The following is a 13898-nucleotide window of genomic DNA, read 5'->3' as shown; positions in this document are numbered from 1 at the left end:
TGTATGGGATTTATTAATGCAGCCCTTTCAGCGGGTATTTCAAGTTTTCAAGATAGTAAATTTAAGGAAGCCATTACTTTGCCAGAAGCTATTCCAGCAACGGCTTTGGCTATCAAGGGACAGCTCTTGACCAAAGATCCGGACGGACGCTCTCGTCAGAGCAACCAAAATACTGGCCTTTTGACAGATGGCTCTGTCGTCATTGTCCCTCAAGGCTATGTCGCTCTTTTAGTCAACAATGGAACTTTTTTGGGAGACCTTCTAGAAGCAGGAAGCCACGAATGGCAAGCCGGTGAGAATGCTTGGTTGTTTGAAAAGGGCGGAGTGAAAGGGACTTGGGACCAGTTCAAGAATCGCTTCTCATTTGGTGGCCAAGTGGTCACCCAACAGGAAATTATCTTTGTTCGGATGCAACCTTTTACAGGAAATAAATTTGGCACCCAAAATCCAGTCGAGTACTTTAGCGACCGTTACCAACAGCTTCTTAGCATTCGCTTTTATGGTCTCTATGACGTTAAAGTAGCAGATCCTGTACTCTTTTTCGTCAGTGCAGTTAGTCGCCAAATTACGGCGGACAAACCTTTTACTTTGGAAGATGTGGCTCAGGGAACCTTGCGCCAAAACTTAGCACCAAAGATTGCAGTGGCTATTTCAAAATATACGGCTGAAAATAAGGCGGAAATCTACAATATCAATGCGGACCAAGATGTCTTCAATGAAGTCGCAAAACGTGAAGTCAATAAAACGTGGTCAGAACTATATGGTATTGAATTAACCAATGTCCTGATTGAAGATCTGAGCTATGATGCAGATAGTATGGCCAAGGTCAATAAACTGGATAGTGAATTGGTAGCGATGAAGTACAATACCATTGAAATTGAAGAGCGTCGCGCCCGCAATGAGGCCTTGGTGGCAGCTGCTAAAAATGAAGGTGGCAATGGTATGAACATGATCATGGGGATGAACCTGGGCCAAGCTCTGGGGAATGATCTGCAAAAACAAGCCTCTCCAGCTCCAGATAAACCACATACCTTCTATATTGAAGTTGATGGCAAATATGTCCATGTGACCAAAGATGCGGATGGCAATATTGTCCCCGTTGACTAATTGGAGAAATGAGGCTTAGAGAACGAGTGGCTCCAACACCTAGTCTTTGCCTTCTTTCCTGACTAAAAAGAAAAGATTGCTGTTTGAGAAAAATCAAATAGTGTGTTACAATAAAGAGTAATCTATTTTTAAAAAGAGGTAATAAAACATGATCGAAGCAAGTAAATTGAAAGCTGGTATGACTTTTGAAACAGCTGATGGAAAATTGATCCGCGTTTTGGAAGCTAGCCACCACAAACCAGGTAAAGGAAACACTATCATGCGTATGAAATTGCGTGATGTCCGTACTGGTTCAACATTTGATACAAGCTACCGTCCAGAAGAAAAATTTGAACAAGCGATTATCGAAACTGTTCCAGCTCAATACTTGTACAAAATGGATGATACAGCCTACTTCATGAATACTGAAACATATGATCAATATGAAATTCCAGTGGTGAACGTCGAACAAGAATTGCTTTACATCCTTGAAAACTCAGAAGTAAAAATTCAATTCTACGGAAGCGAAGTGATCGGTGTAACGGTTCCTACAACTGTTGAATTGACAGTTGCAGAAACTCAACCATCTATCAAAGGTGCTACAGTGACTGGTTCTGGTAAACCTGCTACAATGGAAACTGGTTTGGTCGTGAACGTTCCTGACTTCATCGAAGCTGGACAAAAATTGGTCATTAACACTACTGAAGGAACATACGTTTCTCGTGCATAAGAGACATCTCAGGGTGTCAAATAGAAAGGAACTTCTATGGCAACTGAACAATTTGGTGACATCGTTATTGCACCACGTGTATTAGAAAAAATTATTGCGATTGCGACAGCAAAAGTAGAGGGTGTCTATTCGCTCGAAAATAAGAGTGTTTCAGATAGCTTATCAAAACGCTCACTTGGACGTGGCGTCTACCTTCATACGGAAGAAGATGGTCAAGTTTCAGTAGACATCTATCTCTATTTGGAGTACGGAGTTGCTGTGCCATCTGTCGCTGTAGCGATTCAAAAGGCGGTCAAGTCTGCGGTTTATGATATGGCAGATGTAACCTTGGATGCTGTCAACATTCACGTTGTCGGTATCGCGACGGAAAAATCTCCAAAACCAGACTTGAAAGACTTGTTTAACGAGGACTTCCTCAATGACTGATGAAATTTTATTAGAATCACGTCGAGATTTGCGTGAGCGCGCCTTCCAAGCCTTGATGGCCTTGGAATACGATGGAGACATTGTGGAAGCTTGTCGCTTTGCTTATTTACATGACAAGGACCTAGCCGAAGACAAAGAAGTCGATCTTCCTGCCTTTCTCATGAACCTCGTGACGGGTGTTTATCAGTCTAAAGATCAATTGGACCAACAAATCGGTCAACATTTGAAAACTGGTTGGACGGTAGAGCGCTTGACCTTGGTGGAGAAAAACATCCTTCGTCTTGGAATTTATGAAATAACAGAGTTTGATACACCACAGATCGTTGCAGTCAATGAAGCGGTGGAATTGGCCAAATCCTTTTCAGATGAAACCTCTTCACGATTTGTCAATGGTGTTCTCAGTCAATTTGTAACAGAAGAATAATCAAAAAGAGCCGATGGCTCTTTTTTTGAATGAAAAATGAGAGTGGGACAGAAATCGGTAATTCGTTAGAATTCGATTTTGTCGTCCCACCTCCGCACAGTTGAGTAGGGCTGTAAAAGCTGATGAAATCAGCGTAGTAGAGCCCACTCAACCACTGCGTCTTGCTCGACAATCCAAAGACAATTGAGAGGCTAGGACTTTTGTCCCAGCCTCTGCTTTTAAATACTTTTTCCAGAGTGGAGACTAACGGGCAAGAAATAACCGGTAGTCGCTACTTTTTTTCCTTCGATCTTTTGGAGTAGTAAGTCTACCATCAGAACTGCAATATCCTTTAGAGGTTGCTGGATGGTGGTTAGTTCAGGAGTATAAGTCTCGATGAACTGGGTGCCATCATAACCAATCACTTTTAGATCTTGAGGAATCTGAAGGTCAAGCTCTTTTGCGACCTTCATGATCAAAATTGCTGTCAAATCATCCGAAGCAAAAATAGCATCTGGTTTTTGCTGAGTTAAAATCTGTTTGATCTCCATTTCTTTGCGAATGGGAGAGAAATCACTGGAAACGTTGATGATCAAAGACTCGGGCAGAACCGATGCGAAGCCTGCATGACGAAAACCGGTTGGGGAGTTGGAGTTGTCATTCCCTGTGATCATCATAATGTTTTGAGCCCCACTTTTAACTAACGTTTCTGCTGCTAGCACACCGCCAGCGTAGTTGTCTGATGAGACAACGGGAATCTCTGGGGAGAGGTTGCGGTCAAAGGCAATAATCGGAGCAGTTACTCGGTTGTAATCCTCAATCCCTAAATTGTGGCTTCCTGAAATGATGCCATCCACTTGGTTAGCTTCCAACATCTCAATGTATTCCCGCTCTTTTTCAGAGTCGTGTTCACTATTGCAGATGATGGTCTTGTAGCCATGTTTGAAGAGTTGGTACTCTAATTTATCAATTAATTCTGCGTAGAAAACATTGCTGATATTAGGAAAAATCAAGCCAACCAACTTGGCTGATTTCCCTTGGAGACTACGAGCAACATTGTTGGGCTTATAGCCCAGCTCTCGCATGGCTTCTTGGACTTTTTGGATCGTTTTTTCAGATAGGTAGCCTTTTTTATTGATGACCCGTGAGACTGTAGTAGGGCTGACACCGGCGAGTTTGGCGACATCAGTTAGCTTTGCGACCATGATCAAGTTCATAGTAGGTTCCGGTAGGGTTTCCAGACTTGATCAAAATACCATTTTGATCAGCATGTGGGAAGACCCGGCCAGAAAATACTTTTTCTCCTTTATTGATAAAGATTTCAAAAATCGAATTGTCAATGAAAATATTAGCAGTTGTAGCTTGGTTATCGATTGTGCAGCTACGGCTAGTTCCAAAGTCTTGGGCATATTGCTCACCAGCCTGGCTACGATCGACTGTGACTAATCCTTTCGCTAGATCGAATGTGAGAAATAAGCCCTTTCCTTCTGGATTTGCAAAGAGGACGATCTCATTTTGGCTGTCTTTTTCAAATTGCAATTCCAATTCATAGCAGTTCTTGGTTTGAACCTTGTTGGCAAATTCCTCACGCTCAACGCGTAAGTCCTTGATGGCTTCAACTGGGTATTGGTAGAGCTTGCCATCTTTGATGGTTACTTCTTTGACCAGTGAGAGAGCTCCTTGGTAGTCATAGGAATCCGTTGGATAAGAAACGTCTGGAAGACCTAGCCAGCTAACAGCAAAGGCACGTCCATCGGGTGCATTAAATCCTTGAGTGGCATAGGCTTCAAAACCATAGTCGAGATTATGCAATTCGGATACATCAACCATTTTGGCCTTTTCTGGGTCAAAGCTTGCCCCGATCTTGTACATATTTGGATAGATATTGTCATAATCGAGGATCGATTTGTCTAAACCTTGAGGACAGTAAAGGAGAACTGGTTGATCCTCTACAAAGACCAGATTGGGACATTCCATCATGTAAGCTGTCCGGTCATTTGCAAAATCCAAGTCACCGATTGCAACCCAGTTGGTATAGTCGTTATCTACCGCCTTATAGAGACGGATGAATCCTTTCTTCTCAAGGTCTTGACCACCAACGATAGCGTAGAATTGACCCTTGAAATTAAAAATCTGTGGGTCACGGAAGTGATCCGTAGAGTCAGTAGGTTGATCAATCAAGATTTTGTCAATTTTTTCAATCTTTCCGTCTTTGTCCATCAGAGCACCGACTTGGTAGGGATGGCGGACCCATGCTGCATCCCGAACATTTCCAGTATAGAATAAGAATAGTTTGTCACCAAACTGCATGGCTGATCCGGAATAAGCTCCATGGCTATCCAGATCTGTGTCTGGAAGAAGTGTTACACCAGTTTCTGTGAAATGAACCAAGTCTTCACTTTCTGTTTGTACCCATGATTTTAACCCATGGGCTGCACCAAATGGGAAATTTTGGTAAAACAAGATCCATTTTCCATCAAAGTAGGAAAAACCGTTAGGATCATTTAAGAGACCAGCTTTTGGCTCTACATGGTAGTGTGTATGCCAAGGAGATTTGGCCATATGATCTTGGATGGCTTGCTTTTCCTCTGTTGTCCAGTCTTCGTAACGTCGGTAACGACGTTCAGTTGTCCATTCCATTTTATTCCTCCGAATTTTTTCTTACTTCCATAGTACCGATTTCCTATTAAAAATGCAAGCGATAAATGAAAAAAAATGGCAAAAAATGTCAAACGATTGACATCTATTTGGTTCCCTAGAGAAAAGAGAAGAAGTTGAAAATTTGTGAAAAAATGAAAGAAAATGAAAATAAAGAGTAGCTTTAAAGGGCTAAAGAACGTAGTTTAGGCCTATCTTGAAATGAAAATAGTTTCATGCTGTCAAAAGGTATCAAAAAGTCTAAAAAAGTTTCAAAAAAATCCTGCAAAACGGTTGACATATTCTCAATACGTGGTACAATTAAGAGCGTAGAGGCGGTTTAACCGTTTACATTACAAAATATAAGGAGATTTTTGCAAATGTCAAATACAGAAATTGCAAAGAAGGTCATCGATGCCATCGGTGGAGTTGAGAATGTTAGCAGTGTAGCTCACTGTGCAACTCGTCTTCGCGTGATGGTAAAAGATGAATCAAAAATCAACAAAGATGTTGTTGAGAACCTTGAAAAAGTACAAGGTGCTTTCTTTAACTCAGGTCAATACCAAATCATCTTTGGTACTGGTACTGTAAATAAGATTTATGATGAGGTAGTAGCTCTAGGTTTGCCAACTTCATCAAAAGACGAAATGAAAGCAGAAGCTGCAAAACAAGGGAACTGGTTCCAGCGTGCGATTCGTACTTTCGGAGACGTATTTGTCCCAATTTTGCCAGCAATTGTGGCTACTGGTTTATTTATGGGTATTCGCGGTGCAATTGCGCAGGATCAGGTATTGTCTTTGTTTGGTACGACAGCAGATGCATTTAAATCTACGGATTTCTACACATATTCAACAATTTTAACTGATACTGCGTTTGCGTTCTTCCCAGCATTGATTTCATGGTCTGCTTTCCGAGTATTTGGAGGAAATCCTGTTCTTGGGATTGTTATTGGATTGATGATGGTTAGTCCGACACTTCCAAATGCATGGGTTGTAGCGGAAGATCCTTCTAAAGCAGCAACATACTTTGGTATCTTCCATCATGTGGTGGGATTCCAGAACTCAGTTCTTCCTGCTTTCTTTGTTGGTCTAATTGGTGCTAAACTCGAAAAATGGCTCCATAAGAAAATTCCAGATGTATTGGATTTGTTATTGGTTCCATTGTTTACGTTGACAATTATGTCATTCCTCGCTTTGTTTATTATTGGTCCATTCTTCCACAGCATCGAGGAACATGTACTTAATGCAACTAAGTTTATTTTAAATTTACCATTCGGACTAGCAGGTCTTCTAATTGGTGGCGTTCATCAGTTAATTGTCGTGACTGGTGTCCATCATATTTTTAATCTTCTTGAATCACAGTTGATTACGGCAGATAAAAAAGATCCATTTAATGCAATTATTACAGCAGCCATGACTGCGCAAGCCGGAGCTACTTTAGCAGTCGCAGTGAAGTCTAAATCTCAAAAAGTTAAAGCTTTGGCATTCCCTGCAACTATTTCTGCCTTGTTAGGTATTACTGAGCCTGCAATCTTTGGTGTAAACTTACGTTACGTGAAACCGTTCGTTATTGCATTGGGAGCAGGTGCTGTAGGTGGCTGGATTGCATCTATGTTAAATCTTGCTGGTACAGGATTCGGTATTACAATTATTCCAGGGACGCTTCTCTATCTAAACGGTCAATTATTGAAATATGTATTTATGGTTGTATTTACGACTGCCCTAAGTTTCGGTTTGACTTATATGTTTGGATATGAAGATGACGCTTCATCAGTTCCTGCAGAGAATGAAGAAGCGAAAGCTATTATTGAAGAAGAAACAACTGGTAATATCCCAGTAGCACTTCAAGATGAAACAATTATCACTCCTATCGTTGGTAGTACAGTAGCTCTTGCTAATGTCAATGATCCTGTCTTCTCAAGTGGAGCGATGGGACAAGGGATTGCCATCAAACCAACTGAAGGTGTTGTATATGCTCCAGCAGATGCTGAAGTAACCATTGCTTTCGCAACTGGGCACGCCTATGGTTTGAAGACAGCCAATGGTGCTGAAATCTTGATCCACGTTGGGATTGATACGGTATCAATGAATGGTGAAGGATTTGATCAAAAAGTAGCGCAAGGTGATAAAGTCAAAGCTGGTGATGTCCTTGGTACATTTGATGCAGCAAAAATCGCCGAAGCTGGTCTTGAAGACACAACAATGGTCATCGTTACCAATACAGCTGACTTTGCTTCTGTAACTCCTGTTGCAACTGGCTCAGTTGCGAAAGGTGATGCGATCATCGAAGTCAAAGCTTAATCGAATCAATACGTTTTCAAGGACTGGTCAGGTTATCTCCAGTCCTTGAATTTTATTTCTTAAAAATGCCTGCTTTTTCTTTAGAGAAGAGAAGTAGCATTGCTATAAAATATGCTATAATAAGTACAGGAAATTTTCATTATAAAAAGGAGCCAACATGACAAAATTATTCGGAAGTTTGGAAGCTGGCGGTACAAAGTTTGTTTGTGCAGTTGGTGATGAAAACTACAATATTGTTGAAAAAGTACAATTCCCAACAACCAAGCCAATTGAAACCATTGATAAGTCTATCGAATTTTTCTCAAAATTTGAGGATCTTGCTGGTCTTGCGATTGGATCATTTGGACCAATTGATATCGATCCAAATTCAAAAACTTATGGCTTCATTACGACGACTCCAAAACCAAATTGGGCCAATGTTGATATCGTTGGTGCCTTCCGTCGTGCTTTGAATGTACCCATCTATTTTACAACAGATGTGAATAGTTCAGCCTATGGTGAAGTGGTAGCACGCAATAACGCAGGTGGCCATATCGAAAACTTGGTTTACTATACAATCGGAACAGGAATCGGAGCTGGCGTTATCCAACGTGGCGAGTTTATTGGGGGAGCTGGACACCCAGAAATGGGTCACTATTATGTGGCGCAACACCCAATGGATGTGGAAAAAGAATTCAAGGGTGTTTGTCCTTTCCACAACGGCTGTTTGGAAGGTTTTGCGGCTGGTCCGAGTTTAGAGGCTCGTACAGGTATTCGTGGAGAAAATATCGAACTCAACAGTAATGTTTGGGATATTCAAGCCTACTATATCGCACAGGCGGCTGTGAATGCGACCGTTACTTTCCGTCCAGATATCATTGTCTTTGGTGGGGGAGTAATGGCGCAACAACATATGTTAGATCGTGTTCGGACGAAATTTACAGCTCTCTTAAACGGGTATCTCCCTGTACCAGATGTAAGAGATTATATTGTGACACCTGCAGTTGCTGGCAATGGTTCAGCTACCTTGGGGAACTTTGTTCTTGCAAAAGAAGTGAGTGAAAAGCTTAAAAAGTAAAAAGCGCTTGCCCCATAGAGGTTAAAAACAATAGCGAAACCGAGACCGAGCTGTCTCGGTTTTGTCCTTTTCCATAAAGAAGTGAGGAAAATATGAAAAAGAGCATTGTAAAAGATGTCTTATTTTTGGGACAAAAATCAGAAGAAGCGACACCGGAAGATCGTCCTTTGGCCTTGGATTTACAGGATACCTTGAACGCCCTTCTCTTTGAGTGTGTGGGTTTGGCAGCCAATATGATAGGGGTGAAAAAACGGGCAATTATCATTCGAATGGGAAATGCAAATCTGGTCATGTTTAATCCTGTTCTTCTGGATAAGAAAAAGGCCTATCAAACAGAGGAAGGGTGCTTGTCTTTAGTGGGAAGTCGGCCGACGACCCGTTATGAGGAGATCACGGTGGCTTATCGGGATGTCAATTGGCAAGCTCAAACCTTACATTTGTCAGGTTTTCCAGCCCAGATCTGTCAGCATGAAATGGATCATCTAGAAGGCGTTATCATATAGAAGTGATGGATGGAGTCAATCTGGCTCCATTTTTTACTAGGAAAAAGTGATAGAAAAGTCGATTCTTGGAGACATAAAATTGATAAAAGCAAAAAAGGAATAGCGGTTGTATAGAAAAAGAAGAAAGAAACAATAAAAAAGGAACCGCACTTGACAGGTTTTCTTAGGATCGCGTATACTAGTAGTACGAAAATCAGATGAAAGACAGGAGTTCCAAGATGAAGCGCAACCTTCAAGAATACCCGCAATTTTATCGTTGGCTAACCCTGCCTTTTGCGAAAAATCCGCGTCGTGTGCAGGTCCTTCGGCGGACAAATCGAATCCTAACTCTCGTCATGCCAGGCATCTATGGTCTGGTCTTTTGTTGGCTATGTTTAAAACAAACCGCGATTGGAGGAATTTGGCCTTTTATTTGGATTCCAGCTTCTGGCTTTATCTTGTTTAGTCTCTTCCGCCATTGGATCAATGTTCCAAGACCTTACGAAACATGGGACATTCAACCTTTATTAGAGAAAAATTCATCGGGACATTCTTTTCCTAGCCGCCATGTTTTTTCGGCGACCATTATCTCTATGTGTGTCTGTCAGTTGTCGCTTCTGTTTGGAATGTGCTCGATGCTCCTATCTCTTCTATTAGCCCTTGTCCGAGTTTTTGGAGGGGTTCATTATCCCAAGGACGTTCTCGTTGCTTGGGGATTGGGACTGGCCTGGGGAGGACTTTTTTTGCTTGTTTGAATCAACATATTGCTCGAAATTGACCTTTGAATAACAGCAAGTGATAGTGTATACTGGAAAGTGGACTTAGAAGAGGAGAGAAGATGAAATACAGACAAGCAGAAAAAGCAGATCTGGATCAGGTGGTTCGAGTAGCCAGTACAGCCTTTGAGGAATATCTATTTTTAAAAGTCATCAAGGATTTGGTGCGTGATCCCAAGCAGTATCCTGCCTTTGTTGAGGCAATGATGCGCATCTTGGTAAAGGTTTTTCTCAAGCACCATATTTGCCTTGTGGCAGAAAAGAACGATGAAATTTATGCAGTTTCCTTGTTACAAAAGGGACCGATTCCTTTTCGAGCCTATCTCTTAAATGGGGGATTTGGTTTGCTCAAGTTTATTTCCTTGAAGAATATGTTGGCCTACTTTAAATTTATGGAGGACACGGATAAGGAATTGGAGCAAAATGTAGACTTTGATTGGTATTTAATGCTTCTCGCAGTCGCCCCTAAACACCAACGGCAGGGCTATGGCAGTCGCTTTATGACAGAAGGAATTGAGCCTTTCTTGGAAGAGGTTAAAGGAGAAAAACTAGCCTTTTATACCAATACGAAGGGAAATGTCTATTTTTATACCAAAAATGGCTACAAGGAAGTCTACTCTAACGAGATTAGCTTTAACCATGTAGAAATGGGGAGCTGGTATTTCTTGAAGGAACTAAAAAAACACTAAGGTTACAACCTTAGTGTTTTTTCATTATCATGGTTAGTCTATTTGGATGTCAAAATGTTTAAAAAAGGCTGCTCGCTCCTCGATAATATCTTTAGAAGGTTTTTTGATATTTAGCAAGAGTTCGATAAGTTCTGGTGTGATTTCACGTAGCAGTTGCCCTAAGGACCAGATAGCCGTTGCGATATGGATCTGATTTTGCGAGGTCTCGATGATGTTCAGTAGCTTAGGGATAGCTGAGCGGTCATTAGCATTTGCTAGTGCGATAATGGCATTGCGCTGGAGGATATTCTTGCCTCGCCAGCTTCCAGCAACGTTTCCAAATTTTTCCTTAAATTGTCCGTTAGACAGTTCGATAAAAGGAATCAACTCTGGATGAGCCAGATCAGGATCGATTTCTGTTGCCAAGGGATTATCCAGACCTTTGTTATAAGGGCAGCTAATCTGACAGATGTCACATCCATAGATGACCATTTTAATTTTCTTGCGAAATTCTAAGTCCATCATGCCCTTGTCTTGAGTTTGGAAGGACAAGCAGCGTTTGGCATTCATAGAGCTGTCTCCGATTAAGCAGGAGGTTGGGCAAGCATCTAAACAACGGCGACAGTCCCCACAACCATAGTCGACAGGTTGATCTGGTTCGATTTCGAGGTTGGTAATCAATTCACCCAGAAACATGTAGGAACCGTATTCTTTTGAAATGACCAAGCCATTTTTTCCAATAAAACCAATCCCTGCTCGTTGGGCGACAGCGGTATCAACCAGTGCTCCAGTATCGACCATCCCCTTGTATTCGAAATCCTGCGTCATTTCTTCGATCCCAGCGGCTAAGCGATTGAGCTTGTCTTGAAGGACATAATGATAGTCCAATCCCCAACTGTTGGGAGTGAATTTTCCTCTTTTATAGGCAGTTTTTTGAGGTTGTTGTTTGAGCTTATGGGGGTAGGCGACAGCGATTGAGATGATCGTCTTTGCGGAGGAGAGACTTAATTTAGGTTGGATGCGCTCTTCGATATTCTTATGCTCGAATCCAGAATTCCGTCCTTCCTCAACGGCCAAGCGGAGCGATTTTTCCAAATAAGCGAAGTCATCAGCGGTTGTAAATCCAATTTTTGAAATCCCAATAGAATGTGCCAGTTGGATAATGTTTTCTTTTAGTGTCATCTTTTCCATTATACACAAAAATGAAGATTCTGGCGAGAAAGGAAACAATCAGAAAGGGCTTTCAAAAGCTTTCTTTTTTTTGTATAATAGAAACATGAAATGCGAGGAGGGTATTATGGGACAACCATTATTTTTACATTCGGTCATGCAGGAAAAAATATGGGGAGGAACACGTCTAAAAGAGGAATTTGGTTACGACATTCCGAGTGACCATGTCGGTGAATTTTGGGCGATTTCGGCCCATCCACATGGCGTTTCTAAAGTGGCCAATGGTCCATACGAAGGAATGGGATTGGATCAGCTCTATCAAGAGCACCGAGAATTATTCGGCAATCGTAAAGAGCCTGTCTTTCCATTATTGACGAAAATTTTGGATGCCAATGATTGGCTCAGCGTGCAAGTGCACCCAGATGATGCTTATGGCTTAGCACATGAAGGAGAACTTGGAAAAACCGAGTGTTGGTATGTGATTGCGGCTGACGAAGGATCAGAGATTATCTATGGACACAATGCCAAGTCAAAAGAAGAACTCCGCCAGCAAATCGAAGATAAAAACTGGGAGGCCTTGCTGACAAAAGTACCCGTTAAGGCTGGGGATTTCTTTTATGTACCAAGTGGAACCATGCATGCGATTGGTTCCGGAATCTTGATCCTTGAAACCCAACAGTCCAGTGACACAACCTACCGGGTTTATGATTTTGACCGCAAGGATGACCAAGGAAACTTGCGGGAGCTTCATCTTGAAAAATCAATTGATGTGTTGAATATTGGGGAGCCAGCTAATAGCCATCCAGATACAGTTGGGATCGATGATCTTCGGATGACGACCTTGGTTGCCAGTGATTTCTTTACGGTTTATAAGTGGGAACTTACTGGAAAAGCTAATTTTGAAAAGACTGCTGATTACAGCTTATTGAGCGTCTTAACTGGAGAAGGGAAATTGACGGTAGATGGAAAGGATTATCCTATTCAAAAAGGAAGTCACTTTATCTTGCCAAGCGATGTTGAATCTTGGACTCTGGAAGGGCAAGGTTTAGAATTGATCGTGAGTCACCCATAAAAAAACAAAGGGTTTGAGTAAAACGCAATGGAACTACTCAAGCCTTTTTTCTGAAATAAAACTATTTTTATGTTAAGTCTTGACTCTGACCTAAGGGGAGGGATTATACTATCCTTGTAAGGAGGAAATCATGTTCCATATCAAAGAAGCTGCAGAGCTGTCAGGTGTCTCTATCAAGACCTTGCACCACTATGATAAGATAGGACTTCTAGTCCCTGTGAAATCTGAAAATGGCTATCGGACCTACAGCCAAGAAGATTTAGAACGCTTACAGGTAATTCTCTATTACAAGTATCTAGGGTTTTCCTTGGAACAAATAGCAGAACTCTTAGCCGAAGAAAAGTCTAACTTATTGCCCCATTTGACCAAACAGTTAGATTATTTAACTCAAGAAAGAAAACGTTTGGATACCCTGATTTCCACCTTGCAAAAAACCATTCAAGAACAAAAAGGAGAAAGACAAATGACAATTGAGGAAAAATTTACTGGATTTAGCTACCAAGATACTCAAAAATACCATCAAGAGGCGGTAGACAAGTATGGTCAAGAAGTCATGAGCCAAGCGCTTGAACGCCAAAAAGGTCGAGAAGATGAGGCGACAAGAGCCTTTAATCAAGTCTTCCAAGTCTTTGCGAAAAACCTTCAAGTTGGTCTGCCAGTAACCGAATTTGAAAACCAAGAAGCAGCAGCCAAACTTTTAGACGCGATTCGAACTTATGGATTTGACTGCTCTATAGAGGTTTTTGGGCATATTGGCAAAGGCTATGTCTATAATCCAGAATTCAAGGGAAACATCGACAAGTTTGGGGCTGGTACAGCCCAGTACACTTCGGATGTCATTGCTTCTTATGTAGAAAATCAACTGAAATAAAAAAGTGAGAGTGGGACAGAAATCAGTCATTCGTTAGAATTCGATTTCGTCGTCCCACCTCCGCACAGTTGAGTAGGGCTGTAACAGCTGATGAAATCAGCGTACTAGAGCCCACTCAACCACTGCGTCTTGCTCGACAATCCAAAAATAATTGAGAGGCTAGGATTTTTGTCCCAGCCTCGTTTTTTGCTTGGAAAAAATTGAAAAGAAACTGTCCTAT

14 protein-coding genes are annotated in these 13898 nt (G+C 41.6%); 11 read left to right on the top strand and 3 right to left on the bottom strand.

From position 1 onward, the window contains the following. The first annotated feature begins 3 nt into the window (after positions 1 to 3). The 4 genes from HMPREF9186_RS04310 (at position 4) to nusB (ending at position 2666) form a co-directional block, all read left to right on the top strand. Positions 4 to 1107 (top strand): SPFH domain-containing protein, encoded by a 1104-nt coding sequence (locus tag HMPREF9186_RS04310; protein WP_009731590.1) that lies wholly within the window; start codon positions 4 to 6, stop codon positions 1105 to 1107. 148 nt (positions 1108 to 1255) lie between these two features. After that, complete coding sequence (gene efp, locus HMPREF9186_RS04305) at positions 1256 to 1816, top strand: elongation factor P (protein WP_003005479.1); 561 nt, start codon at positions 1256 to 1258, stop codon at positions 1814 to 1816. Between the two features lie 36 nt (positions 1817 to 1852). Next, positions 1853 to 2242 (top strand): Asp23/Gls24 family envelope stress response protein, encoded by a 390-nt coding sequence (locus HMPREF9186_RS04300; RefSeq protein WP_003005404.1) that lies wholly within the window; start codon positions 1853 to 1855, stop codon positions 2240 to 2242. Beyond that, complete coding sequence (nusB, locus tag HMPREF9186_RS04295; RefSeq protein ID WP_009731589.1) at positions 2235 to 2666, top strand: transcription antitermination factor NusB; 432 nt, start codon at positions 2235 to 2237, stop codon at positions 2664 to 2666. Before HMPREF9186_RS04300 ends, nusB begins: the two co-directional genes overlap by 8 nt. Positions 2667 to 2884: 218 nt before the next feature. Here the strand turns inward: nusB and HMPREF9186_RS04290 are convergent, their stop codons facing one another. Beyond that, entirely contained in the window at positions 2885 to 3850 is a 966-nt protein-coding gene (locus tag HMPREF9186_RS04290) for a LacI family DNA-binding transcriptional regulator (protein ID WP_037614046.1), read from the bottom strand. Then, on the bottom strand, positions 3831 to 5285 hold the full coding sequence (locus HMPREF9186_RS04285; RefSeq protein WP_009731587.1) for a sucrose-6-phosphate hydrolase: 1455 nt from the start codon (positions 5283 to 5285) through the stop codon (positions 3831 to 3833). Before HMPREF9186_RS04285 ends, HMPREF9186_RS04290 begins: the two co-directional genes overlap by 20 nt. A 377-nt stretch (positions 5286 to 5662) precedes the next feature. Between HMPREF9186_RS04285 and HMPREF9186_RS04280 the strand changes: the two genes are divergently transcribed. The 5 genes from HMPREF9186_RS04280 (at position 5663) to HMPREF9186_RS04260 (ending at position 10586) form a co-directional block, all read left to right on the top strand. Next, positions 5663 to 7582 carry a sucrose-specific PTS transporter subunit IIBC gene (locus HMPREF9186_RS04280; RefSeq protein WP_009731586.1) on the top strand — a complete coding sequence of 640 codons (1920 nt, stop codon included), beginning with the start codon at positions 5663 to 5665 and terminating at the stop codon, positions 7580 to 7582. A 157-nt stretch (positions 7583 to 7739) separates the two neighbouring features. Beyond that, complete coding sequence (scrK, locus tag HMPREF9186_RS04275) at positions 7740 to 8639, top strand: fructokinase ScrK (RefSeq protein ID WP_009731585.1); 900 nt, start codon at positions 7740 to 7742, stop codon at positions 8637 to 8639. A gap of 92 nt (positions 8640 to 8731) precedes the next feature. Next, positions 8732 to 9142 (top strand): peptide deformylase, encoded by a 411-nt coding sequence (locus tag HMPREF9186_RS04270; protein ID WP_009731584.1) that lies wholly within the window; start codon positions 8732 to 8734, stop codon positions 9140 to 9142. A 218-nt stretch (positions 9143 to 9360) separates the two neighbouring features. After that, positions 9361 to 9876, top strand: a complete 516-nt coding sequence (locus tag HMPREF9186_RS04265) for a phosphatase PAP2 family protein (RefSeq protein ID WP_009731583.1) — start codon at positions 9361 to 9363, stop codon at positions 9874 to 9876. An 83-nt stretch (positions 9877 to 9959) separates the two neighbouring features. After that, positions 9960 to 10586: a GNAT family N-acetyltransferase gene (locus tag HMPREF9186_RS04260; RefSeq protein ID WP_009731582.1), complete on the top strand. Its 627-nt coding sequence runs from the start codon at positions 9960 to 9962 to the stop codon at positions 10584 to 10586. A 33-nt stretch (positions 10587 to 10619) separates the two neighbouring features. Here HMPREF9186_RS04260 and queG read toward each other — a convergent pair whose 3' ends face one another. Then, the gene (gene queG / locus HMPREF9186_RS04255; protein WP_009731581.1) at positions 10620 to 11747 is read right to left on the bottom strand and encodes a tRNA epoxyqueuosine(34) reductase QueG; all 1128 of its coding nucleotides are present in this window, start codon (positions 11745 to 11747) and stop codon (positions 10620 to 10622) included. Positions 11748 to 11862: 115 nt separating this feature from the next. On the opposite strand from queG, the gene manA reads away from it, so the two are divergent. Continuing rightward, positions 11863 to 12807: a mannose-6-phosphate isomerase, class I gene (gene manA / locus HMPREF9186_RS04250; RefSeq protein ID WP_009731580.1), complete on the top strand. Its 945-nt coding sequence runs from the start codon at positions 11863 to 11865 to the stop codon at positions 12805 to 12807. A 130-nt stretch (positions 12808 to 12937) separates the two neighbouring features. Continuing rightward, positions 12938 to 13678 carry a MerR family transcriptional regulator gene (locus HMPREF9186_RS04245; protein WP_009731579.1) on the top strand — a complete coding sequence of 247 codons (741 nt, stop codon included), beginning with the start codon at positions 12938 to 12940 and terminating at the stop codon, positions 13676 to 13678. Positions 13679 to 13898: the final 220 nt, after the last annotated feature.

Source organism: Streptococcus sp. F0442, assembly GCF_000314795.2.
In the GTDB taxonomy this organism is placed as follows: Bacteria; Bacillota; Bacilli; order Lactobacillales; family Streptococcaceae; genus Streptococcus.
This window is presented reverse-complemented; position numbering and strand designations above follow the sequence as displayed.

What these genes read in the sequence shown, in the direction of transcription:
- HMPREF9186_RS04280 (WP_009731586.1), top strand. Translation starts at nt 5,663, where the DNA reads ATGTCAAATACAGAAATTGCAAAGAAGGTCATCGATGCCATCGGTGGA.
- HMPREF9186_RS04265 (WP_009731583.1), top strand. Translation starts at nt 9,361, where the DNA reads ATGAAGCGCAACCTTCAAGAATACCCGCAATTTTATCGTTGGCTAACC.
- HMPREF9186_RS04245 (WP_009731579.1), top strand. Translation starts at nt 12,938, where the DNA reads ATGTTCCATATCAAAGAAGCTGCAGAGCTGTCAGGTGTCTCTATCAAG.
- HMPREF9186_RS04310 (WP_009731590.1), top strand. Translation starts at nt 4, where the DNA reads ATGGGATTTATTAATGCAGCCCTTTCAGCGGGTATTTCAAGTTTTCAA.
- HMPREF9186_RS04260 (WP_009731582.1), top strand. Translation starts at nt 9,960, where the DNA reads ATGAAATACAGACAAGCAGAAAAAGCAGATCTGGATCAGGTGGTTCGA.
- HMPREF9186_RS04290 (WP_037614046.1), bottom strand. Translation starts at nt 3,850, where the DNA reads ATGGTCGCAAAGCTAACTGATGTCGCCAAACTCGCCGGTGTCAGCCCT.
- HMPREF9186_RS04300 (WP_003005404.1), top strand. Translation starts at nt 1,853, where the DNA reads ATGGCAACTGAACAATTTGGTGACATCGTTATTGCACCACGTGTATTA.
- nusB (WP_009731589.1), top strand. Translation starts at nt 2,235, where the DNA reads ATGACTGATGAAATTTTATTAGAATCACGTCGAGATTTGCGTGAGCGC.
- HMPREF9186_RS04285 (WP_009731587.1), bottom strand. Translation starts at nt 5,285, where the DNA reads ATGGAATGGACAACTGAACGTCGTTACCGACGTTACGAAGACTGGACA.
- efp (WP_003005479.1), top strand. Translation starts at nt 1,256, where the DNA reads ATGATCGAAGCAAGTAAATTGAAAGCTGGTATGACTTTTGAAACAGCT.
- manA (WP_009731580.1), top strand. Translation starts at nt 11,863, where the DNA reads ATGGGACAACCATTATTTTTACATTCGGTCATGCAGGAAAAAATATGG.
- queG (WP_009731581.1), bottom strand. Translation starts at nt 11,747, where the DNA reads ATGACACTAAAAGAAAACATTATCCAACTGGCACATTCTATTGGGATT.
- scrK (WP_009731585.1), top strand. Translation starts at nt 7,740, where the DNA reads ATGACAAAATTATTCGGAAGTTTGGAAGCTGGCGGTACAAAGTTTGTT.
- HMPREF9186_RS04270 (WP_009731584.1), top strand. Translation starts at nt 8,732, where the DNA reads ATGAAAAAGAGCATTGTAAAAGATGTCTTATTTTTGGGACAAAAATCA.